We start from the raw sequence: 23,572 nt of genomic DNA on the forward strand, positions 1-23,572 counted from the left end.
AAAAAGTATCACATCAAAACATATATTTTATTTTGGAGCTTTAAAATGAGCAAAATTCGTCCTTTACACGACCGTGTCGTGATTAAACGTGTTGAAGAAGAAACTAAAACTGCTGGTGGTATTTTATTACCGGGTTCAGCGGCTGAAAAACCATCTCAAGGTGTGGTACAAGCAGTAGGTAATGGTCAAATTACTGACAATGGCGTGCGTGCTTTAGATGTAAAAGTCGGCGATAAAGTATTATTTGGTCAATACGCTGGTACGACTGTAAAAGTTGATGGCGAAGAATTGTTAATCATGAAAGAATCTGACATTTTAGCGGTTCTTGAAGGTTAATTCTAAATTACAACTCCATTTTCAACCCCTTTTAAGCTATTGATTTGCTGTAGGGGCGGAAGATTTTCCGCCCGTACAAAATGAAATAATGTAAATCATATCAATAAGTGATGAAGTTAAGTTGAGAATGATGTAACTTACATTAAAATTTAAAATATTTGGAGAATATCATGTCAGCTAAAGACGTAAAATTTGGTGATAATGCTCGTGCAAAAATGATTGCTGGTGTAAACGTACTTGCCGATGCAGTGAAAGTTACTTTAGGTCCTAAAGGTCGTAATGTTGTTATTGACCGCTCTTATGGTGCACCACATATTACTAAAGATGGTGTAACGGTTGCTAAAGAAATCACGCTACAAGACAAATTTGAAAATATGGGCGCTCAATTGGTGCGTGAAGTATCATCAAAAACCAATGATGTTGCAGGTGATGGTACAACGACTGCAACTGTGTTAGCTCAAGCGATTTTAAATGAAGGAATCAAATCTGTAACTGCAGGTATGAACCCAATGGATTTAAAACGTGGTATCGACATCGCTGTAAAAGCAGTAGTAGAAAGCATTCGTGCCAATGCTCAACCTGCAAACGATTTTAAAGCGATTGAGCAAGTTGGTTCGATTTCTGCAAACTCTGACCATACTGTCGGTAAATTGATTGCTCAAGCGATGGAAAAAGTTGGCAAAGAAGGCGTAATTACCGTTGAAGAAGGTTCTGGTTTTGAAGATGCCTTAGATGTGGTTGAAGGTATGCAATTTGACCGTGGTTATATCAGCCCATATTTTGCCAACAAACAAGATACTTTAACTGCAGAGTTAGATAATCCATATATCTTATTAGTTGATAAAAAAATCAGCAATATCCGTGAGTTAATCACTGTATTAGAAGCGGTTGCAAAAACTGGTAAGCCATTATTGATTATCGCTGAAGATGTAGAAGGTGAAGCTTTAGCAACTTTAGTAGTAAACAATATGCGTGGTATTATCAAAGTATGTGCAGTGAAAGCACCAGGCTTTGGTGATCGCCGTAAAGCAATGTTACAAGATATTGCGATTTTAACTGGTGCAACCGTGATTTCTGAAGAAGTTGGTTTGTCTTTAGAACAAACGACTTTACAAGATTTAGGTACAGCACATAAAGTTACTGTATCTAAAGAAAATACTGTGATTGTTGATGGTGCTGGTAACGCTGAACAAATCGCTGAACGTGTACAACAAATCCGTGCACAAATCGAAGAAACAACGTCTGACTACGACCGTGAAAAATTACAAGAGCGTGTTGCGAAATTAGCGGGCGGTGTAGCTGTCATCAAAATCGGTGCAGCGACTGAAGTTGAAATGAAAGAGAAAAAAGACCGTGTTGATGACGCATTACACGCAACTCGTGCCGCAGTAGAAGAAGGCGTTGTTGCAGGTGGTGGTGTTGCATTAGTGCGTGCGATTTCTGCACTTGACGGCTTAAAAGGTGCAAATGATGACCAAACGATTGGTATCAACATTTTACGTCGTGCGATTGAAGCTCCATTACGTCAAATCGTTGCGAATGCAGGTGATGAGCCATCTGTTGTGGTAAATGCAGTTAAACAAGGTCAAGGTAACTACGGTTACAATGCCGCAACTGGCGAATATGGCGATATGCTTGAAATGGGTATCTTAGACCCTGCAAAAGTAACACGTTCTGCACTTGAACACGCTGCATCAGTAGCAGGTTTAATGCTTACGACTGAAGCGATGATTACTGATATTCCTGAAGACAAACCAGCGACTCCAGACATGGGCGGAATGGGTGGTATGGGCGGAATGATGTAATTTCTAAAGAAAACATCACGCTTTACTTTAATTTAAAATGCCATTAGACTATTGTTTAATGGCATTTTTATTAGGATTAAAATGATGACCACATTAACCATTCATTTACCTGAACATTTTGTACAACAAGCCAAAAATAAAGGTGTGTTTAATGAAACTTTGCTCAAAGAATTAGCCACACAATATATGACTGCGAAATTATTAGAAAGTTTAGTGATGACTGAACCTAAAATTGCTGATACGACTTGGCAGGATTATTTAAATCAACGTAATCCTTCTGCCGTACCTGATGATTTTTTAATGAATAGACAACAACCTATTTTAGAACATCGTACTTTATTTGAAGAGCATTGAAATGACAATTCAGTATATGCTTGATACGAATATTGTGAGCTTTATACTCAAAGTAAATCATTCAATATTGGAGCAAAAATTAAAATCGGTTTCATCGATACAATTATGTATTTCAGTCATTACTCAAGCTGAATTACTGTATGGTCTTGCTAAAAATCCAAATGCGACACGATTATATAGAGAAGTTCATCAATTTTTACATCATATTTAAATTTTAAATTGGGATAATCATATCTCTACCCATTATGCAAATATACGAGCAGATTTGGAGAGAAAAGGACAAGTGATTGGTTCAATGGATATGTTGATTGCATCTCATGCTGTTGCAGAAAATCTCACGTTAATTACCAATAATATTGATGAATTTAAACGTGTGCAAAATTTAAAATATGAAGATTGGACAATCTGATTTTAGTGTCGTTAAATTTATCATTTAACATACATTATTCTCTACCATTCACACTATATTGATGATAAAATTAGGATAATGTTTTAAAAATTTATAGGAATATGCCATGCACATTGATTTATTTGCCATTGGTAATGCGTTGGTTGATCAAGAGTTTAAAATTGATGATACGTTTTTAACAAAACACAATTTACAAAAAGGTACAATGCAACTTGCTGATGCGGAACAACAAGCCCATTTATATGCTGATTTAAAAGGTTCGCAAGACTATCAAGGACAAACCAGTGGTGGTTCGGCTGCCAATACTTGTGTGGCATATAGTGCGTTAGGTGGTGCAGTGTATTATGCTTGCCGTGTAGGCATTGGCGAATTAGGACAATCTTATTTGCGTGGTTTAGGTCATGCTAATGTACATACAGGCGACTTGGCCATTGCCGATGATGGTACAACAGGGACTTGTTTAGTGATGGTAAGTGCTGATGCAGAGCGTACGATGCAAACTTATTTAGGGGTAAGTTCTGATTTATCAGTTGCACAGGTGAATTATAAACGTTTAGAGCAAGCCAAATGGTTATATATTGAAGGTTATTTATCAACCAGTTCATCAGCACGTCATGCGGTGGTACAAGCTCGTCAGGTAGCCCGAGAACATGGTGTAAAAATTGCATTAACGTTATCTGACCCTGCGATGGTACAATATGCTCGTGAAGGTTTAGATGAGTTGATTGGCGATGGTATTGATTTATTATTCTGTAATCAACATGAAGCCATGATGTACACACAAACCTTAAATGTACAAGATGCAATGACAGCATTATTAAACATCAGTCAAATGGTCGTCATTACGTTAAGTGAACAAGGTGCAATAATTGGTACAGCAAAAGAGATTGTACAAGTAGCAGGACGTGCGGTTACTGCGGTTGATGCGAATGGTGCAGGAGATGCTTTTGCAGGTGCATTCTTATATGCTTTACAACAAGGGCAAGATGTACAAACTGCAGGACGTTTAGCAGTACTTATTTCAAGTGAAGTGGTAGCAAATTATGGAGCAAGATTAAGCGTAGAGCAATATCAGGCTTTACAACAGCAATTTGCTTAATTTTTACTAGATTTCATTATTGTCAATATTTTAATAACTTATTGATAATATTCAGCTAATATCATTTTTATGGGTGAATTAGTACTCACCCTACATCAAATCAATCATATGATATGTTGAAAATCATACTAAGATTATTTAGACTATCTTATTGATTATAATGCTTGGAATATTTAATGACATCAATTAATGCTCGTGCCATTATTTTGGATACTGAAACGCATGATTTAAATGGTTTGCCAATTGAAATTGCTTATGCACCTGTTGATATTGTACAGGGAACATTAGTATTGGATAAAGAACAAATTTTTGACCAGTATTTTCAAGTTGGCGAGAAAATTAGCTATGGTTCTATGGCAGTACATCATATTTTAGAAAGTGATTTAATCAATCAGCCTGACTATCGTAGTTTTAAATTACCAATTGAGACACAATATATCATTGGACATAATATTGAATATGATATGAATGCTATTGCACGTTGTGGCATTGATATTCAACCCTTAAAATCAATTTGTACCTTAGCATTAGCACGTCAGGTATGGAAAAATTTAGAAGCATATAATATGTCAGCTTTGGTGTATTATGTTTCTAAAGGTAGTGAAAAAGCACGTCAAATGCTGAAAAATGCTCATCGTGCTGATGCAGATATTATTTTAACTGCAAATGTATTAATGCATATGTTAAAAGAATTGCAAGTGAATAATATAGAAGAGTTATATCAAATTTCAGAGCAAGCACTCATTCCAACGACAATTCATTTTGGTAAATACAAAGGCACAGCATTGACCGATTTACCCAAAGATTATGTTGATTGGTTATTATCTAAAGATGATTTAGATAGTCGTTTACGTCAAGTTCTGCAAAATTTGTAAGCAAAATATTGACTATTTGCTTAAAAAAGCATATAAAATGTGAATGTAAGTTGATTTTAACTGGTTAAATGTTAAAAATCATGTTACAATCCGAACAAGTCGGGTGTGTTCCCGATTTTTTTATGTAGATGGCATTTTATGTACTACATAAGACCGAGATTAACCACATCAAGACCAAAATTAGGGTTGAGATATGCCTATTTTAGAAACATGGCTATTACCAGATGGTGTAGCTGATGTACTACCAGAACAAGCTCAAGTCGTTGAAAATTTACGGCGAAAAAGTTTAGATTTCCTTGCGACTCGAGGTTATCAGTTGGTTTATACACCAATGATTGAGTATATCGAGTCATTATCATCATTGTCAGAATCTGGACAAGATTTAGATTTAGTGACCTTTAAATTAATTGACCAATTATCAGGTCGATTAATTGGTGTGCGTGCTGATATCACACCGCAGGTTGCTCGTATCGATGCACATGTTTATCCTGTTAATGGTGTGGCACGTTATTGCTATGCAGGTACGGTGCTACATACTAAACCACAAGGTTTTAATACTACACGTTCACCTTTACAATTAGGTGCAGAGTTATATGGACATCGTAGTATTTCTGCTGATATTGAAATGATTGATGTGATGCTAGGTTTAATTGAGCAAGCCAATGTCGCTGACCAATTACATTTAGATTTAGGTCATGTTGGGTTGTTCCGTAGCATGGTACGTTTAGCGGGTTTAACTAAAGCACAAGAACGTCAGCTTTCTAATATTTATCAACGTAAATCATTGCCAGAGTTGGCTGAGTTTACACAACATTTGCCACATGGGCAGGATTTTTATCATTTAGGACGATATGCAACTGATTTAGGCGAATTGCAACAGCATTTATCATCAGCAATTTTACAAGATAAAGCCTTTAGCTCAGCACTTGATGATTTGTTAAAAACGAAACAACAAATTCAATTGCGTTGGGAAAATGTACATATTGGTATAGATGTTGTAGAGTTGCGTAGTTATCACTATCACACAGGTTTAGTGTATGCAGTTTATGCACCACATCGTGCAGTCGCTTTAGCACAAGGTGGACGTTATGATGGTATTGGTGAACATTTTGGGCGTGCAAGACCTGCAACAGGTTTTAGTTGTGATTTATATACTTTATGTACGGGACAATTTCAACAAGTTGAAACTATCGTTGCACCTGCTTCACATGATGTTGCATTACAAAAAGCCATTCAGCAAGCAAGAAGTCAAGGGCGTAGTGTGGTGCAATTATTGGCAGATGATGATTTAAGTTCAATTCCATATGCGACTCAACAATTTAAATTGGTTGATGGACAATGGCGAATTGTTAATTTGTAATGAATTAAATTTTAGCGTGATAAATAAAAACGCAAAGAGGTATTTATGAGCAAGAATGTAGTTGTATTAGGCACACAATGGGGTGATGAAGGGAAAGGAAAAATCGTTGATTTATTAACTGACCAAGCATCAGCAGTCGTACGTTATCAAGGTGGGCATAATGCAGGTCATACCTTAGTAGTAGGTGGTAAAAAGACAGTTTTACATTTAATTCCATCCGGCATTTTGCGTGAAAATGTATTATGCTTAATTGGTAATGGTGTGGTACTTTCACCAGAAGCTCTCATTAAAGAAATGGATATTTTACAAGCAGAAGGTGTGCCTGTAAAAGAACGTTTACGTATCTCGCCGAATTGTCCATTAATTTTACCAAATCATATTGCACTTGACCAAGCTCGTGAGAAAAAGCGTGGTAATGCCAAAATTGGCACGACTGGGCGTGGTATCGGTCCTGCTTATGAAGATAAAGTGGCTCGTCGTGCAGTGCGTGTTGCAGATTTAGTGCGTGGTGGTGAAGCATTAAAACAACAACTTACAGAATTATTAGATTATCATAACTTCCAATTAACCCAGTATTATGGTGTGGAAGCGGTTGATTTAGATACTGTACTTGCGTTATGTGATGAATGGCGTAAAGTGATTGCTCCTTTAGTGATTGATGTTACAGAAGTTTTACATCAATATCGTAAAGAAGGCAAAGCGATTATGTTTGAAGGGGCTCAAGGTTCATTATTAGATGTTGATCATGGTACTTATCCATTTGTAACCAGTTCAAATACTACAGCAGGTGGTGTAAGTTCGGGCTCTGGTATGGGACCATTGCATTTAGATTATGTATTAGGAATTACCAAAGCTTATACCACACGCGTAGGTGCAGGTCCATTCCCAACGGAGCTAATCTATGATGCTTCAACTGATGAAGGTGATGAAATTGGTCGTCATTTAGGTACAGTTGGTCATGAGTTTGGTGCTTCAACAGGTCGCCAACGCCGTTGTGGTTGGTTCGATGCAGTGATTTTACGCCGTTCGGTTGATGTAAATTCATTATCAGGTATTTGCTTAACTAAGTTAGATGTTTTAGATGGTCTAAAAGAAGTAAAAATCTGTGTGGGTTATGAAAATACAGATAGTGGTTGTGTGGGTTCATCAGACGCTGTATCGTATGAAAATTTAAAACCAATTTATGAAACAATGGAGGGTTGGAGCGAAAGTACAGTCGGTTTAACCAGTATTGAACAATTACCTGCGAATGCTTTAGCTTATGTAAAACGTTTAGAGCAGTTAATTGGTTGTCCGATTGATATTATTTCAACAGGACCTGACCGTGCAGAAACGATTATTTTACGTCATCCATTTGCGTCATAATCATGTAAAAAATTAAGATAATATCTTAGATATTGTATGTTTAACTTATCATAAGTGATTGATTTTTTGTAGGGGCGGATTGTAATTCGCCCATACAAATTTTCATATCATCATAAAATTATACAATAACGTTAAATATCATATCAATGATATTATCTTGAATATGCTCATTTAAGAAATAAGTTAGAATTATTATGCAACCTAATATCTCTCGTATTCTCTTCCATTCGTTGATTTTTGCTATAGGTGCTGCACCAACTGGAGCAATGTGGATTCTTAAGTACAATCAAGTTGAATTTACAGTATCAGCATTTGCAATTTTGAGTATTGTGCTAGCAGCTTTTATTACACCTTTGCTTTTAATTCAAAATACTTATTTATATTTTAGACGAAAAGATGAGAAATTAGATGAAAAATTAGCATTTTTAAGTCGTTTTTATATGTTTTTAAATGCGATATGTTTATTATCGTGGATTATTTTTTCATTTAAAGGTTATTAAATAATCATTGAATGTTATATTTTTAATTATATTAGGTTAATTAATTTATGAAAGTAAAACTAACTGATAGTAGCACTTGGCTTGATTTTTCTTTTCAACATACTCAACAATCTGATGTTGAAGTCTTATTAACGTTGAAAAAAGTTTTACCAAGTGTGATGGAGCTGATTTTACCTGTATTAAATGAACAACAACAAACTTTAGATAAAATTGAGTGGGAAAGCACAACAGCAGATTTACAAATGCTACAAAAGTTTTATCAATCATGGGGTATTTTGGAATTACGTTTAAAGGCATTGATGAATTATAAAAATGTAGTTTTTGTTAAGCAATTAATTGCCCAAGCACAAACTCATCGTCAGAAATTGGCAAAACAATCAGCACAATATAATGCAATGCAATTAGATTATTTATTTTTACTCTATTTGCATGGTGTAATTGATAGTGAATTAGTTAATATTGGTGAGCATTTTTATAGTCCAACATTCCAAAAATTATGGCAAGATGAAATGGGACATTTAATATTGCCTAAAATTTAAAAAATCATTATATCTAAGCAGTTTTTATTAATGAAATGTGTTAAAATTCTAATATACTTATACAATTAGGAATATTATTATGGTAACAACTCAGACGCTTAGTACCGTTCAATATAGCGACCAAGAACGTTATATTAATCGTGAATTATCCATTTTAGATTTCCATTTACGTGTGCTTGAACAAGCTACCGACCCACAACATCCTTTAATTGAACGTCTGAATTTTTTATTAATTTTTTCTCGTAATATGGATGAATTTTTTGAAATTCGTGTTGCAGGAATGTTGGAACAATTACATTTAGGTAATCAAAGTCATAGTCCAGATGGCATGACACCAAAACAAGTATTAGAACAAATTGCCGATAAAGCCCATACAGCGATTGAGCGTCAATATCGTATTTTAAATGAAGAAATTTTACCTAAATTGCGTGAAGAAGATATTTACTTTTTACGCCGTAATGAATTGAGTGATGAGCAGGCATCATGGCTAAAAAAATATTTCCAAGAACAAGTTGCACCTGTTTTAACACCTATTAGTTTAGACCCAGCTCACCCATTTCCACGCTTAGTCAATAAAAGTTTAAACTTTATTGTAACTTTAGAAGGTAAAGATGCATTTGGCAGACAAATTGATTTAGCAGTTGTACCTGCTCCACGTTCATTGCCACGTGTGGTGCGTTTACCTGATAGCTTGACCGATGGCAAAGAACAATATGTGATGCTATCAGCAATTATTCATGAACACGTTTCTGATTTATTCCCAGGTATGGAAGCGACAGGTTGCTATCAATTCCGTGTAACACGAAATGCAGATTTAACCTTAAATGAAGATGTGGAAGATTTAGCTAAGGCATTGAAAGGGGGATTAAATTCTCGCCGTTTTGGACGTGCAGTACGTTTAGAAGTTACGCATAATTGTCCACACGAAATTTATCATTATTTACTTGATGAATTTGATTTAACTGAAGACCAACTTTATAAAGTTGATGGACCTGTTAATTTGGCACGTTTGGTGTCTAATTTTGACCGTCCACATTTGCGTTATGAGCCTTATACACCTGTTATACCTAAAGCATTGCGTAAAACGACTAATATTTTTGAAGCAATGAAGAAAAAGGATATTTTATTACATCATCCTTTTGAATCATTTACACCAGTGATTGATTTATTACGTCAAGCAGCACATGATCCACAAGTATTGGCGATTAAACAAACACTTTATCGTAGCGGTGCAGATTCTGAAATTGTACAGGTTTTAGCCGAAGCTGCTCGTAATGGTAAAGAAGTAACAGCAGTTATTGAATTGCGTGCGAGATTTGATGAGGAATCAAATATTGCAGTTGCTAATGTGTTGCAAGAAGCTGGAGCGGTGGTTGTTTATGGTATTGTAGGTTATAAAACACACGCTAAAATGATTTTGGTGGTTCGTCGTGAGCATAATAAATTAGTGCGTTATGTACATTTAGGTACGGGGAATTATCATGCAGGAAACGCTCGTATTTATACCGATTATGGTTTAATGACTACGGATAAAGAATTGTGTGAAGATGTTCATCGTATCTTCCAAGAATTAACAGGCATGGGCAAAATGCCGAAAATGAAGAAGTTATTACATGCTCCATTTACGTTGCATAATCACTTAATGCAATATGTTGATACTGAAATTGAGAATGCAAAAGCAGGTAAAGAAGCCAGAATTATCATTAAAGTTAATGCTTTAACTGAACCGCAACTCATTAATAAATTGTATGAAGCATCGCAAGCTGGGGTGCAAATTGATTTGATTATTCGTTCAATTTGTTGTTTACGTCCAAATGTGGTAGGCTTGTCAGAAAATATTCGTGTGCGTTCAATCGTAGGGCGTTTCTTAGAGCATACACGTGTGTATTATTTCCATAATAATGGCGATAGTCGTATTTATTGTTCAAGTGCGGATTGGATGAATCGTAATCTGTTTAATCGTGTCGAAGTGTGTTTCCCAATTGAAAATGAACAATTGAAGAAACAAATTTATCAACATGGTTTGATGAGTTACTTACAAGATAATCAACGTGCGTGGATTTTACAGAGTGATGGTACTTGGAAACAGATTTATGTGCCTGAACAAGAACTTAAGCACAATGCCCAAGAGTCGTTAATGAATCATTTTAAGGCATTGTAATAGACAAAAATCCATCATACAATATGGTGGATTTTTTATCTTTATCATTTAAGTAAAAATTTTTACCACTAAAAATATATTTATATATCAATAATTGAGTGACAATTATTAATCATTATTCTTTGTCATTTAACGTCTGACACAAATCCAACAAACGATTTGCATACCCCCATTCATTATCATACCACGCAAATACTTTCACTTGCTGTCCAACAATCATACTTTGATTTAAATCCACAATCAGCGAATACGGCGAATGATTAAAATCGCTTGATACTAAAGGCTCATCGGTAATATCCATAATTTCACGATATTGATATTGCTTGGCATGATACAAACATTGATGTAATTGTTCCATATCAATCGTTTTTTGGCTGACAAAACTTAAATCAATACTTGCTACATTAATGGTTGGTACACGAATTGAATATCCATCAATACGTCCATTCATATTTGGTAAAACTTGTTTTAATGCACCAATCGCACTTGATGTGGTTGGAATAATATTTTGTCCGCTCGCTCTGGCACGGCGTAAATCTCGATGGGCTTGGTCAAGTACCGATTGGTCAGCCGTAACTGCATGAATTTCTGTCATTAACGCACTTTCCATGCCGAAAGTATCATCAAGTAATTTAACTAAAGGCACTAAGGCTTGTGTGGTACACGATACACTTGAAATTAAACGATGCTCCGCTTGTATCTGTTGATGATTTACACCATACACCACTGCAATATCCACGCTATCGAATGGTGCAGCACCAATAATTACTCTCTTTGCTCCTGCTTGTAAATGTTTGCTGGCATCAATACGAGAACGAAATAAACCCGTACATTCTAAAACAATATCTACATTCAATTGTTGCCAATTTAAATCAAGCGGATTTTTTTGTTGTAAAACATCTATTTTCAGGCTTTTGTTTGCAGTTTGAATAATCAGTTGTTGCTGTTCGATGTGAATATACGCCTGAAAACGTCCATGTGTACTATCAAATTTTAATAAATGCACTAAAGTATCAATATCTGCAACATCATTGATAGCAACAATGTTAAAATTAAATTGTTGTGGATGTTCGAACCATGCTCGTAATACATTACGCCCAATACGTCCAAAACCATTAATTGCGATACGTTGCATGATATTTCTCATTACTTTAAATATAGATGATTATTGTAAGTCAAGATGAGTGATGAATAAAATCTAAAATGCTTTATTTTGTTTAATAATTAGACATTAAAACATAAATTTAACAATTTTTTTCGATTAACATTTGCCCTTTTAAGCATGACGTATCATAATGAAGCAATATGAAATAAATGTGAGTGTAATGATATGTCAAACCAAGAAACAGATTATCAGATTGATACCTTAGCCATTCGTACGGGGCATGAACGCACCTTTGAAGGGGAACATAGTGAGCCGATTTTTTTAACATCATCATTTGTTTATAAAAATGCTGCGGAAGCGGCAGCAAAATTCTCTGGTGAAGTGGAAGGTAATATTTATAGCCGTTATACTAACCCAACAGTTACAAATTTTGAAAAGCGTTTGGCAAAAATGGAAGGAGCAGAGCGTGCAGTTGCCAGTAGCTGTGGTATGTCTGCGATTGCTTCGGTATTGTTAGGGTATTTACAAGCAGGCGACCATATTGTTTGTTCACGTTCAATGTTTGGAACGACAGTCGCTTTATTTGAAAAAAATATTGTCAAATTTGATATTGGTGTTACTTTTGTTGATTTAACCGATTTACAAGCATGGAAAGATGCTATTAAGCCGAACACTAAATTATTTTTCTTAGAAAATCCGTCAAATCCATTATCTGAAGTGGTGGATATTCGTGCTTTAGCAGATATTGCTCATCAGCAAGGTGCATTATTAGCTGTAGATAACAGTTTATGTACACCTATTTTACAAAAGCCATTAGAATTGGGTGCAGATTTAGTCGTTTATTCTGCAACTAAATATATTGATGGGCAAGGGCGTGTATTAGGCGGAGCGGTTGTTGGTAAACATGACTTACTGGAAGGAGCATATAATGTGTTGCGTACTTTTGGTACAACAATGAGTCCTTTTAATGCATGGGTTTTAATTAAGAGTTTAGAAACTTTAAAATTACGGATGCACGCTCATTCTGCTAATGCTCAAAAAGTAGCAGAATGGCTCACAACACATCCGAAAGTGAAGCAAGTTTATTATGCAGGTTTACCAACACATAAAAACCATGAATTGATTAAAAAACAACAATCAGGTTTTGGTGGTATTGTTGCATTTGAAGTACATGGTGAGCGTAAAGAAGCATGGACAGTAATTGATAATACAAAAATTTTATCCATTACTGCCAATTTAGGCGATATTAAAACTACCATTACACACCCTGCAACCACCACGCATGGTAAATTATCGCCAGAAGCTAAAGTAAAAGCGGGTATTACCGAAAGTTTAATTCGTGTTTCTGTCGGTTTGGAAGATGCGGATGATATTATTGCTGATTTGAAACGTGGTTTGGATTTAATCTAAGATTATGGTATGATGGGTAATATTTTATAAAGTGAGATAAATCATGAACATTAATATGTTAATGCAACAGGCTCAACGTATGCAAAAAGAAGTTGAAGCCAATATTAAAAAAGCTAAAGAAGAGTTGGCACAACAAGAAGTGCATGGCGAAGCGGGCAATGGTTTAGTGAAAGTAACCATGACAGGTCGTTTCGTGGTAAAACGTTTAAATATTTCGCCTGATTTGTTGCAAGATGATGCAGATATGATTGAAGATCTCATTGCTGCAGCGATTAATGATGCAGTACGTCAAGCTGAAGCATTATCAGAAGAAACCATGAAAAATGCCAATAGTGGTATGGGTTTACCACCAGGTTTGGCAGGTTTATTCTAAATTGTGTAATGGGGGAGAAAATTTAATTTTTCTCCCTTATTATTTAAATAATATCAATACGTCATTCTCAACTCATAGTAAGTTATTGATTTTGTGTAGGGGCGAATGATTATTCGCCCGTACAAAATTAAATATCTTAAATCATATCAATATACTATGATTTTAAGTTGAGAATGGGGTTATCAATATATTATCAATTTAAGTTGAAAATGATGTTATGCAATTACAATTACTAATGTTTTAGCACAAAAGAAACCTACACACCAATTAATAGCCGTAATATCAAAAAGATAAATTCCTTTTCTGGCTTGTACTACAGCATACATCATCAATATAAAATATAGCCCATTAATTATCATTGAAGAGAATAAAGCTAACATCTCTCGTTCTGCATTCTTCATATTTTCTCACTTAAATCACTTTTTATGTGGATTTGTATAGCAAATTCAATTCATACTTGAACAGTAGGGGCAAATTATATTTGCCCAAGCAATTGATTTAAAAGGGTTTATATAATAGACCCCTACATTTGCTGTATTGTTCTGATATAAATTGATTATATTTAAACAAAAACTACGTTTTTTATTTCAATATTTATCAACCAAAAATCAAATTTTTTGTTATAATCTTTGCCAATTTTATCATTGAGAATAACCATGTTTAGCCCCAAATTTGATGAATTAGTCAATGCCTTACGTTTACTACCAAGTGTCGGTCCAAAATCTGCACAGCGTATGGCACTTCATTTAATGATGAAAAATCGTGAAGGGGCAATGCAACTTTCTCATGCTTTACATGAAGCAAGCACTTATTTGTGTACTTGCCAAGTTTGCCATAGTTTAACTGAGCAGGAAATTTGTGATATTTGCCTTGATGATGCACGAGAATGCCATTTATTATGCGTGGTAGAAAGCCCTGCTGATGTAATGGCGATTGAGCAAAGTGGCAGTTTTTATGGTAAATATCATGTATTAGGTGGGCATTTATCGCCTTTAGATGGCGTTGGACCTGATGAAATTGGTATTCCTCATTTATTACAACGTTTAGAACAAGGCGAGATAAAAGAAATTATTTTAGCAACCAATAGCACTGTAGAAGGGGAAGCTACAGCACATTATATTGTAGAAGCCTGTAAACATTTAACTGTGCAAGTAACACGCATTGCACAGGGCATACCACAAGGGGGAGAATTGGAATATGTAGGTAGTCATACTTTAAGTAAAGCCTTGCATAATCGTTCTAAAATGAGTTAGTTTGATAAAAGGGATAAGGAGATTTAAATGTACACTTTTGTTAATAATTTATCGCAACTTTCAGCATTATTGCAGTTCATGCAACAGCATGATACCTATTATCTTGATACAGAATTTATTCGAACCAAAACACGTTATCCGCAATTAGGTTTGTTACAACTCAATGTAAATCAACAAATTTTTATTATTGACCCATTAAAATTAGATTTAACTGCTTTTTGGAACCAGTTATTTCAAGCCCAGCAAATTGTCATTCATTCTTGTGCTGAAGATGTAAACTTAATTACACATTATGCTCAACGCTATGATTTAAATAATGTTTTTGATACACAAATTGGTTTAAATTTTTTAGGCTATGGGTATAGTGTTGGTTATCAAACTGCACTTGATGAAATGCTCAATATACAAATCGATAAATATGAATCTCGTTCTGATTGGTTAGCTCGCCCTTTAAGTGATTTACAATTAGATTATGCAGCAAATGATGTCATTCATCTTTATGATTTGGCAAATATCATTCAACAAGAATTAACATCATTAGGGCATTATGAGCGAGTAGTACAAGACAGCCAATGTTTTGTCAAAAATTTACTTAAACAAACACCTATGGAGCAATTATATTTAGATTTAGCACGTCCATCGCATACACGTCGTGAATTAGCTCAAATCCAGCAGTTATGTATTTGGCGAGAAACGTTATCTATCAGTCAAAATATACCAATTTCATTTATTTTAAAAAATCATGATTTACTGATGATTGTACAACGTCAGCCTGAAAATGTACGCCAATTAGAGATGTTATTAGAAACAAATTCTCGTACTCGCCGTTATACACATCAAATTTTAAAACAACTCTATCAACTTCCACCTGCAAAATTGTGGCCACAACGTTTGGCGTATCCTTATAGCCTTGATACAGGGCAACAAGAGCAAATTAATCAACTCATTCAAACTCAAGCTGAACAATTAAATATCAGTCCAGAGTTATTAATGCGTAAAAAGTGGATTAGTGATATTTTATACACTTTAACTGATAAGAAAGATGAACAAGATTTTAATCCCTATCTTTTGGGCTGGCGTTACGATATAATCACCCAACCTATCTTAAAATTGTTGTATAATAGCAAATGTTGATAAATGATGGTATTTAATTATGCGTTGTGATATTTTTAAATCAAGTAAAAAAGATGAAATGTATCTCTATGTTTTACATAAAGAAAATCAAGATGAAGCCTTAGAGAGTGTACCTGCAACCGTATTAAATGCTTTTGGTCGTCTGACTTTTGTCATGAGTTTAGATTTAGATGAAAAACGTAAATTAGCACGTGTGAATGTATTACATGTGATGGATAGTTTACAAACAAAAGGTTTCTTTATACAAATGCCGCCTGAAGGTTTAATTAATCCAAATGCGGTTGAACCAGAGGGTTTACGTGGTGCATGATCATGTTGGTTTTTGGGCGAAACTATGGGAAAATTTTTTAAACTTTTTCATTTCGCTATGGAGTGGTTTCTTTTCTTTATTTGATGGCATTCCAGAATATAGTTTTGCGGTTGGTTTCTATTTACTTGGTTCATTGTTTATGCTTTGGGGGTGGTCGAATATTTCTAGATCTTTACCACACACCTTACGCATTAGTTTTGGCATTTTTATGTTTGCCGTATTATTAACCCCTACTGTTTCGGAAGGTACTAATGCAAAAATCGCACCTGCGATATTTGGTATGATTTTTGGTTTATTAACTAAAGAGATGAATTTAGTTTGGGTGAATTTAGCATCCATTGTTTTTGTAATGGCGGTTGGCTGTTTATTGATGTATTGCTATAGCTATTATGTGAATTATCGCAATAAAAAATTATCTTAATCTATAATGTGATTGTTAAAAACGTGCTAATAACAATTAGCACGTTTTTATGTTTTTAACCAGTGAAAAGATTATTTCTTTTCTTCTGCTTTTGCAGGCTCAGCAGGAGCTTCGGTTTTTACATCAGTTGCTTGTGGCTGTGCTTCACCTTCGGCTTTGATTTCTGCTTTCGGAGCATCTGTCGCAGGTTGAGCTACTTTTTTCAAATCATAATTCATTTCTTTAGTCGTTGCTTTTTTACCATCAGCATCTAATTTAGAAATGACATCACCTTCAATAACAAATTTAGCAGTTGTTAATGGGTCATTGCTTTCTAAAGTAATGGTTGAAGTCGTAGCATCAAAAGTTGCTTTACCTTGTTTTACATCAACTTTTTCTTGGTCTTTATGTGTGTACTTTTCAGTTAATACATAAGTACCATCAGCTTTTAATTCAACAGTTGTATCAATACCGCTACAATCCGCACATGGTAAAGTACCATTATAAGTACCTACATAAGCAGGTGTAGTTTCAGCAGGAGTTGCTGGCGTAGATGGCTGAGTAGCAGGAGCTGTTGTTGATGTGGTTTCTTTAGTAGGCTCTGTTTTTTTTGGCTCTTGTTGAGTACAAGCAACAGCCAATACACTACTGAATAGTGCAATACTTAAAAGGCTTTTTTTCATCATAATCTCCAAAGGTTGATGAATATAAGATGTGGAATATTATATCATAGCTAGGGTTATTATATTCAATCGTTTGATGTAAAATCATCATTAATTTGTTAAAAAATATATTTTTAGTAACAAAAATAATAAGATATGGCTTTTATTTTTACCGTTTGTAAAAATCAATTGTAATATTTGACATAGTAAAATGATAATAAAAAATACGGAAACCTCTGTTTAACATTTCGTTTCCGTATCATCAAAAAATACTTAAAGAAAAAATTAATCTTTAAGATTTTTAGTAACTCTTGCACCTTCAAGTAGCATACGAATCATTGCAATCGTTTCTTCTGCAATTTGTTGTTGTTGCTCTTTTGGAGAGTTTAAGATTTGAGCACCCATATGGAATACAATACGTGTAATTGCCTTTGCTACAATATCTGCGTGTGCTAAATCTTGTTGTTTTTCATGTTGTTCAAAACGATTCAAATCTTCAATTAATTCTTGTGTAAAGTAATTTAATTGGTCTTCTACTGCTTTTTTATAAGCATCTGAACCAATATAGCTTTCACGTAATAATAGACTTAAATGACCTTCATCATTGTGTAACTGTCCAACAAATACTTCAATTGAACTACGAATAACGCTTTCAGTTTGTTGTGCTTGTAAACGTGCTTCACGAATAATACTACGTAAACGCTCACCAGCAAGAACAATTAGAGAAACTGCTAATTCATCAGTATCACGGAAATGGCGATAAAAGCTATTTGGTGAAATACCAGCTTCACGTGTAATCTCTCGCAAGCTCAGTGATGCAACACTTTTACCCGGACTAATTAAACGCAATGTAGCTTGAAATAAATCATTTTTATCAATCGTAGCTGTACGACCCATAATAAATACTCTATTGTAAAGAAAAGATTAATTTATACTATAGCAAAAAAATGTAAATTGCAATATATTAAAATACAAATTAATAGACAATATCGATGAAATGTACAAAAAATGAGATAAAATACAAATTATTTATCAAATTTTATTGTTTACCACATTAAATCATCAGGAATCACATAATCTGCATACGGATCTTCTTCATCAGTTTGCTGATGATTTTCTTGCGATTGCGTATTTAAATTAATCATAAAACCTGCCATTTTTTGTTCGATACGCTCAGCCAATGCTCTAGGTAAATACGCATATTCTTGATTTTGTGTACGAGCAATCACTAATGAACCTGCCACTAAAGCATTATACACTTGTTGTGAAATATAAACTTTTTTAATGGTTTCATCCACAAATTGATAAGCAATATCGCCTTGCGTGTCTTTGATTTTATGTTGTTGAATCATTTGTTCAATATTGGCTTTGAGTGCTTTTTCATCAAGTACACGTTGTCTTTCTTGATTAAGTGCTTGGTCTTTGGCTATTTTCTCTTGTTGTGCTTGTGCGAGTTCAGCTTTGAGATGTGTATCTTCATCATTACCCATACGTTGCTGATGTTGGGTTTGTTTATTGATTTTTTTGGCTTTTTTAGCATCAACTAGACCTGCTTTGAGTAGTTGAGCCTGTAGGGCATTTTTAAGCATAAGACACCTATAATCATGGGTTATGATGGGTCATGTTCTTGATAAGGTGTACCACGAACACGAAAATAAATAATCCAATATACTACACTCATACATAATGTAAGTGCAACAGGAAATAGAAAAGATTGTAAACCCCAATAAGGATAAATGATACTAGCAATTAATCCTCCAACAAAAAAGCCAACTAATAATAAAAAATGCAGAACAATACGCCGTCTATCCACTTTTAAACCACGTGCAACATAGCCAAAAGCCAGTCCTAAATCGGTAAGCACGCCTGATAAATGTGTAGTACGAATAATTGCACCTTTATAATGACTGACCATCGCATTTTGTATACCCATTGCACAGCTTGCCCATAATAGTGCATAGCGTGGAAAATAGGGCAAAAATGCCCAACATAAAAAAATCGACAGGGCAACTAGCATTAATGGTAAACCATAACGCCGTCCTAATTGAAAATGGGCGTTACCTAAAATAAAACCACTATAAAATGAGCCTAAAACATAACATATTAAAATACAAGTTAAAAATAAAATATGGTCGATATTACCTGTAACAATATCCATTGCTAAAATGCTAATATTACCTGTCATGTGTGAAACAGATTGATGCAATAAGGTTAATAACCCTAAAACATTAATCATGCCAGCATTTACAGCAAGGGAAAATGCACCAAATTGTATCCAATTAGGTAGGCTTTGAAAAGGATTGTGGCTCATAATTGCGTAGTTTACAAAACTTTACTAAACAATTATCATAAACCGTTTTTCGATAAAAAATCAAGCGTTATCATGACCTTTTATAAGTATCTAAATGGTAAAATCTTTATCATCATGCTGTTGTTGATAAATAGCTTGTACTGCTTGATAATGGGTTAAAAAGACTTTTCCACTTAATTCATGTAAAAAATGGCTATGTTGTAATTTATCCATTACAGGACCTTTGACTTCTGTTAAATGTAGTTGGATATTAAGTTTAATTAATTCATGATTAATTTCTTCAAGCGTTTCTAAAGCACTAAAATCAATATCACTAATACTTGAACAATTTAGTACAACATGATGCAGTTGTTTATTTTTGCTAATCTCTTGAATAATATAGTGTTTTAAAGAATTTGCATTTAAAAAGGTTAAATTTTCATCTACACGTAAGGAAAATATTTGTGGGATTGTCATGGTTTTATGACGTTGAATATTACGGAAATGTTGCGTACCTGCAATTAGACCAAGTGTTGCAATATGTGGACGACTCATTTTCCATAATAATAAAACAAATGTGGAAATTACACCAATCATTAATCCTGTAGCAATATCAATCAATAAAACTGATAAAAAGGTAATAATCATCGCTAAACCATCATGTTTAGAATATCGCCAAGTATCAATAAATGGTTTAATTTTAACTAATCTCCAAATTGAGACAATAATAGTAGCGGCTAAAACTGATAAAGGTAAATAATAAAAAGTTTGTGTTAAAAACAAACTAATGATAATGATAAAGATACCAACGAACACACCAGAAAAAGGAGATTTTGCACCTGCATCAGCATTAACTACTGTACGAGATAAACTTCCCCCAACAGGAAAACCCATATTTAAACCTGCACCAATATTAGAAACACCAATTGCAATAAGCTCTTGATTACTATCTAAATTTTTACGTTGCTGTAAAGCAGTTGCTTCAGCGATGGTCATTGATTCTACAAAATTGACCATCGCAATTAAAAAAGCAGGTAATAATAATTGTTGCACTAATTGCCAACTCCAATCAGGTATTTTAAATTGTGGTAAACCTGATGGAATGACACCAACACTAGGAATATGAGGCACAGAAGGTAAGGTTTGATGTGCAAATTGATGAATTAAAATACTAATAATTACTAAAATTAAGGGAATAATTTTACTGTAAGTATTTAATTTATATTTAGATAATATTTTCGGTACATAAATAAGAGCTAAAATACAGATGATGCCAATCAATGTTGTACTAAAATTAATTTGTGTAATATTTAAAATAAAACTTTGGATAAAACTCATTAAATTATCAGATTTGAGTTTAACGTCAAGAATAAAACGTAATTGTCCTAAAGCGATTAATAAAGCAGCTGCAATAATAAAACTATGAATGACAGGACGGCTAATCAAACGTATTAAAAAACCAAATCTAAAAATCCCCAATAAAAATGAAATAATCCCTGTTAATAATGCCAATAAACACGCTGCCTGTAAATATTCAGCTGAACCAACTGTAAAAATTGGACTTAAAAAAGCAAAAGTCATCATGGCTAAAATCGCCACAGGACCAATAGATAGGGTGCTACTTCCGCCTAAAAAAGCATATAAAATAATCGGTAAAATACTGGCATAAAGTCCCATAATGGGCGGTAAACCTGCTACGAGTGCATATGCCATTGCTTGTGGAATAATTAAAGCAACCACAATAAAAGATGCAATCACATCAGATTTAAAATCTTGTTTATTGTAATGATTAAGCCATTGCATAAATGGAAAATGAGCAGGAATACGCATAAAAATAAAATTATAAAAATAGAAATGCTACTATTATAATCAAAAATGAGCTTGGCGTGATGATAAATTTTAAAAATAGTTTTCAAAACATCAATAGATTATTGTAAAATAGTTAAAATGCAATATTATATTAATTGTTTTTTTATTTACTCAGGTCAATATGATGGATATTCCAAAAATACTTTTACACCGAACTGCTGATCAACATGTAATTAATGAAGGTTATATTGGCTATGGTTTTGGAAGAATTAATTTTTCTGATTATCAAGATGTAAAAGATTTATTAGCCGTATTTATAAAAACATATCCTAAAAGAAAAAGAAGCCGTAATATGGTACAAAATTTTTTCACTTTAAAAGCAGGTGATATTGTCATTGTGCCTGTACATAAGGCAATCAAAATTGCCATTGTTTGTGGTGAAAAAAGATATGTGCCAAATACACGAGATTCAAATAATCAAATTAAAGTCAATTATTTAAGAAATACACATGGGGAAGTAATCAAAATTCCAAATAAAAATTTAGTTTCATTTTTGCAAACAAAATTAAGAATAAAAAGAACAAATGTAATATTAAAAGGAAAATATGCTGATGAAATTATAAAAATTATTAAACAAATCGAAACGAACGGCTTTTATAATAAAAAAGCACATTATCAACAACAAGTTAATGAACATATTGTTAATTTTAAACATCAATTATTAAAGCATATTCAACAAGGAAAAATACTTATACAAGCAGGTGGTTATGGTTTAGAACAATTAATTGCAGAATTATATGCAATACAAGGCTATAAAACTCGTATATGCTCAAAACGTCAATTGAAAGGTATTGCTGATATTGATGTTATTGCTGAAAATAATGATGAAAAATTGCTCATTCAGGTGAAACATCATCATGGAATATCACACAATAAAGGCATCATACAATTAAAAGAATATCATCATCAAAGTGATTTGATATGCAGAAAAATTTTTATTACAACTGCTCATAATGTAACTGAAAGTGCGATAAATATTGCTTATCAATATAATATTGAAATTATGATAGGAAAACAGTTAGTAGAGTGGATTTATGAAAATTTGCCCAAATTATCGCAAACCACAAAAGAAAATTTAGGTATTTTTGAAAGTTATCAATTAGTGACTTATAGCTAATTCATTTAATATTGCATTAAAATCATAGTCATATTATCCCAAGCCCTATGTTTCTGTAATAATTTATACATAGATGATAGCCATTGTTTAGTATTCATTTCACAAGGTAATAACCAATGTTCACAATCTAATACATCGTGAACACCATCAGTACATATAAGCAAATAATCCCCTGTGTTTAATTGAATATTTTGTGATGGAAAACAACTAAGCGGATTATCATCAATACAAAAATAATGATAGAGAATATCATAACTGCTCGCATATTGCTGATTTTGCTCAAGTTGTATTTCTTGTTTTAATTCGTTTAAATAGGTATGGTCATGCGTTAATTTACACCATTGTTTTTTCATACTATTAAAATGGTAAATGCGACTATCTCCTAAATGTCGAAGTTCAAAAATATTTTTATGGGCATGATAATATGCCATTGCTAGGGTAGAACCTGCACCTTGATATTTTTCTTGACTAAAATAATGATTTAATTCATCTTGTAATGTTTGGAAAGAAATGATGCCTTTATTAAATTGTTCCGCTAAAAGAGTTAATAGTTTTTTTGAAATTAATCCAGAATAAGGGCTACTCGCAATACCATCAGCTACAGCGATGATAAAATTTGTATTAAAATCATAGGTTTTACTAATAATAGCTTTATTTTGAATGATACGGCAAATATCTCCATTACTAATTAAAAAGCTATCTTGTTGTTTTGGTGCTTGGGCTTGCCATGATACTGCTTGAATTTTCATTATTTTACCTTGTAGAGTTGAGTTATATTAATCATCAAATCATTTTAACATTTACCCCCTATCAATCAAATACAAAAAAAACTATAATACACACCTT

General features: G+C 33.6%; 24 protein-coding genes and 2 pseudogenes. 18 read left to right on the forward strand and 8 right to left on the reverse strand.

Going from position 1 to position 23,572, the window contains the following annotated elements:
* The first annotated feature begins 45 nt into the window (after positions 1-45).
* From LU301_RS05855 to ppk1, 11 genes and pseudogenes are all read left to right on the forward strand, one after another.
* The gene (locus tag LU301_RS05855; RefSeq protein ID WP_305273799.1) at positions 46-336 is read left to right on the forward strand and encodes a co-chaperone GroES; all 291 of its coding nucleotides are present in this window, start codon (positions 46-48) and stop codon (positions 334-336) included.
* Between the two features lie 170 nt (positions 337-506).
* Positions 507-2,141, forward strand: coding sequence for a chaperonin GroEL (gene groL / locus LU301_RS05860; protein WP_305273801.1), 1,635 nt, complete (start codon positions 507-509; stop codon positions 2,139-2,141).
* 84 nt (positions 2,142-2,225) lie between these two features.
* The gene (locus LU301_RS05865; protein ID WP_305273803.1) at positions 2,226-2,495 is read left to right on the forward strand and encodes a hypothetical protein; all 270 of its coding nucleotides are present in this window, start codon (positions 2,226-2,228) and stop codon (positions 2,493-2,495) included.
* Between the two features lie 16 nt (positions 2,496-2,511).
* Positions 2,512-2,904 (forward strand): annotated as a pseudogene (gene vapC, locus LU301_RS12075) (type II toxin-antitoxin system tRNA(fMet)-specific endonuclease VapC).
* Positions 2,905-3,010: 106 nt separating this feature from the next.
* Positions 3,011-4,003, forward strand: a complete 993-nt coding sequence (locus tag LU301_RS05880; RefSeq protein WP_305273809.1) for an adenosine kinase — start codon at positions 3,011-3,013, stop codon at positions 4,001-4,003.
* A 176-nt stretch (positions 4,004-4,179) separates the two neighbouring features.
* The gene (locus LU301_RS05885) at positions 4,180-4,878 is read left to right on the forward strand and encodes a putative quorum-sensing-regulated virulence factor (RefSeq protein ID WP_305273811.1); all 699 of its coding nucleotides are present in this window, start codon (positions 4,180-4,182) and stop codon (positions 4,876-4,878) included.
* A gap of 193 nt (positions 4,879-5,071) precedes the next feature.
* The gene (locus LU301_RS05890) at positions 5,072-6,238 is read left to right on the forward strand and encodes an ATP phosphoribosyltransferase regulatory subunit (protein WP_305273813.1); all 1,167 of its coding nucleotides are present in this window, start codon (positions 5,072-5,074) and stop codon (positions 6,236-6,238) included.
* Positions 6,239-6,283: 45 nt separating this feature from the next.
* Positions 6,284-7,603, forward strand: a complete 1,320-nt coding sequence (locus LU301_RS05895) for an adenylosuccinate synthase (RefSeq protein WP_305273815.1) — start codon at positions 6,284-6,286, stop codon at positions 7,601-7,603.
* 194 nt (positions 7,604-7,797) lie between these two features.
* The gene (locus LU301_RS05900; protein ID WP_305273818.1) at positions 7,798-8,103 is read left to right on the forward strand and encodes a hypothetical protein; all 306 of its coding nucleotides are present in this window, start codon (positions 7,798-7,800) and stop codon (positions 8,101-8,103) included.
* A 47-nt stretch (positions 8,104-8,150) separates the two neighbouring features.
* The gene (locus tag LU301_RS05905; RefSeq protein WP_305273820.1) at positions 8,151-8,642 is read left to right on the forward strand and encodes a hypothetical protein; all 492 of its coding nucleotides are present in this window, start codon (positions 8,151-8,153) and stop codon (positions 8,640-8,642) included.
* Between the two features lie 79 nt (positions 8,643-8,721).
* Positions 8,722-10,803, forward strand: a complete 2,082-nt coding sequence (gene ppk1, locus LU301_RS05910; protein WP_305273822.1) for a polyphosphate kinase 1 — start codon at positions 8,722-8,724, stop codon at positions 10,801-10,803.
* 115 nt (positions 10,804-10,918) lie between these two features.
* Here ppk1 and LU301_RS05915 read toward each other — a convergent pair whose 3' ends face one another.
* Entirely contained in the window at positions 10,919-11,938 is a 1,020-nt protein-coding gene (locus LU301_RS05915) for a type I glyceraldehyde-3-phosphate dehydrogenase (RefSeq protein ID WP_305273823.1), read from the reverse strand.
* Positions 11,939-12,133: 195 nt separating this feature from the next.
* Here LU301_RS05915 and LU301_RS05920 point away from each other — a divergent pair, with 195 nt between their 5' ends.
* Together LU301_RS05920 and LU301_RS05925 are read left to right on the forward strand one after the other, a co-directional pair.
* Entirely contained in the window at positions 12,134-13,318 is a 1,185-nt protein-coding gene (locus tag LU301_RS05920) for an O-succinylhomoserine sulfhydrylase (protein ID WP_305273824.1), read from the forward strand.
* 43 nt (positions 13,319-13,361) lie between these two features.
* Positions 13,362-13,691, forward strand: a complete 330-nt coding sequence (locus tag LU301_RS05925; protein ID WP_305273825.1) for a YbaB/EbfC family nucleoid-associated protein — start codon at positions 13,362-13,364, stop codon at positions 13,689-13,691.
* 215 nt (positions 13,692-13,906) lie between these two features.
* On the opposite strand, the gene LU301_RS05930 is transcribed toward LU301_RS05925, so the two are convergent.
* Entirely contained in the window at positions 13,907-14,092 is a 186-nt protein-coding gene (locus tag LU301_RS05930; RefSeq protein WP_305273827.1) for a hypothetical protein, read from the reverse strand.
* A gap of 255 nt (positions 14,093-14,347) precedes the next feature.
* Here LU301_RS05930 and recR point away from each other — a divergent pair, with 255 nt between their 5' ends.
* Genes recR through LU301_RS05950 form a run of 4 tightly spaced genes read left to right on the forward strand, consistent with a single transcriptional unit; the run spans position 14,348 to position 16,809 of the window.
* On the forward strand, positions 14,348-14,944 hold the full coding sequence (recR, locus tag LU301_RS05935) for a recombination mediator RecR (protein WP_305273830.1): 597 nt from the start codon (positions 14,348-14,350) through the stop codon (positions 14,942-14,944).
* A 27-nt stretch (positions 14,945-14,971) separates the two neighbouring features.
* The gene (locus LU301_RS05940) at positions 14,972-16,078 is read left to right on the forward strand and encodes a ribonuclease D (protein ID WP_305273832.1); all 1,107 of its coding nucleotides are present in this window, start codon (positions 14,972-14,974) and stop codon (positions 16,076-16,078) included.
* Positions 16,079-16,097: 19 nt separating this feature from the next.
* The gene (locus LU301_RS05945) at positions 16,098-16,388 is read left to right on the forward strand and encodes a YcgL domain-containing protein (RefSeq protein WP_305273834.1); all 291 of its coding nucleotides are present in this window, start codon (positions 16,098-16,100) and stop codon (positions 16,386-16,388) included.
* Complete coding sequence (locus LU301_RS05950) at positions 16,381-16,809, forward strand: hypothetical protein (protein WP_370692230.1); 429 nt, start codon at positions 16,381-16,383, stop codon at positions 16,807-16,809. Before LU301_RS05945 ends, LU301_RS05950 begins: the two co-directional genes overlap by 8 nt.
* Before the next feature lie 71 nt (positions 16,810-16,880).
* Here LU301_RS05950 and LU301_RS05955 read toward each other — a convergent pair whose 3' ends face one another.
* From LU301_RS05955 to LU301_RS05975, 5 genes and pseudogenes are all read right to left on the reverse strand, one after another.
* Entirely contained in the window at positions 16,881-17,471 is a 591-nt protein-coding gene (locus tag LU301_RS05955) for a copper resistance protein NlpE (RefSeq protein WP_305273836.1), read from the reverse strand.
* A gap of 264 nt (positions 17,472-17,735) precedes the next feature.
* Positions 17,736-18,347: pseudogene (gene fabR, locus LU301_RS05960) on the reverse strand (HTH-type transcriptional repressor FabR); the annotation flags it as partial.
* A gap of 149 nt (positions 18,348-18,496) precedes the next feature.
* Positions 18,497-19,039 (reverse strand): DUF2058 domain-containing protein, encoded by a 543-nt coding sequence (locus LU301_RS05965; RefSeq protein ID WP_305273838.1) that lies wholly within the window; start codon positions 19,037-19,039, stop codon positions 18,497-18,499.
* Positions 19,040-19,059: 20 nt separating this feature from the next.
* The gene (locus tag LU301_RS05970) at positions 19,060-19,761 is read right to left on the reverse strand and encodes a YoaK family protein (RefSeq protein WP_305273839.1); all 702 of its coding nucleotides are present in this window, start codon (positions 19,759-19,761) and stop codon (positions 19,060-19,062) included.
* 90 nt (positions 19,762-19,851) lie between these two features.
* The gene (locus LU301_RS05975) at positions 19,852-21,570 is read right to left on the reverse strand and encodes a SulP family inorganic anion transporter (protein ID WP_305273841.1); all 1,719 of its coding nucleotides are present in this window, start codon (positions 21,568-21,570) and stop codon (positions 19,852-19,854) included.
* A gap of 163 nt (positions 21,571-21,733) precedes the next feature.
* On the opposite strand from LU301_RS05975, the gene LU301_RS05980 reads away from it, so the two are divergent.
* Complete coding sequence (locus LU301_RS05980; protein WP_305273843.1) at positions 21,734-22,726, forward strand: restriction endonuclease; 993 nt, start codon at positions 21,734-21,736, stop codon at positions 22,724-22,726.
* A gap of 5 nt (positions 22,727-22,731) precedes the next feature.
* On the opposite strand, the gene LU301_RS05985 is transcribed toward LU301_RS05980, so the two are convergent.
* A complete protein-coding gene (locus tag LU301_RS05985; RefSeq protein ID WP_305273845.1) occupies positions 22,732-23,475 on the reverse strand; it encodes a PP2C family protein-serine/threonine phosphatase in 744 nt (247 codons plus the stop codon).
* Positions 23,476-23,572 lie beyond the last annotated feature (97 nt).

Source organism: Moraxella sp. ZY210820, assembly GCF_030674635.1.
Classification (GTDB): domain Bacteria; phylum Pseudomonadota; class Gammaproteobacteria; order Pseudomonadales; family Moraxellaceae; genus Acinetobacter.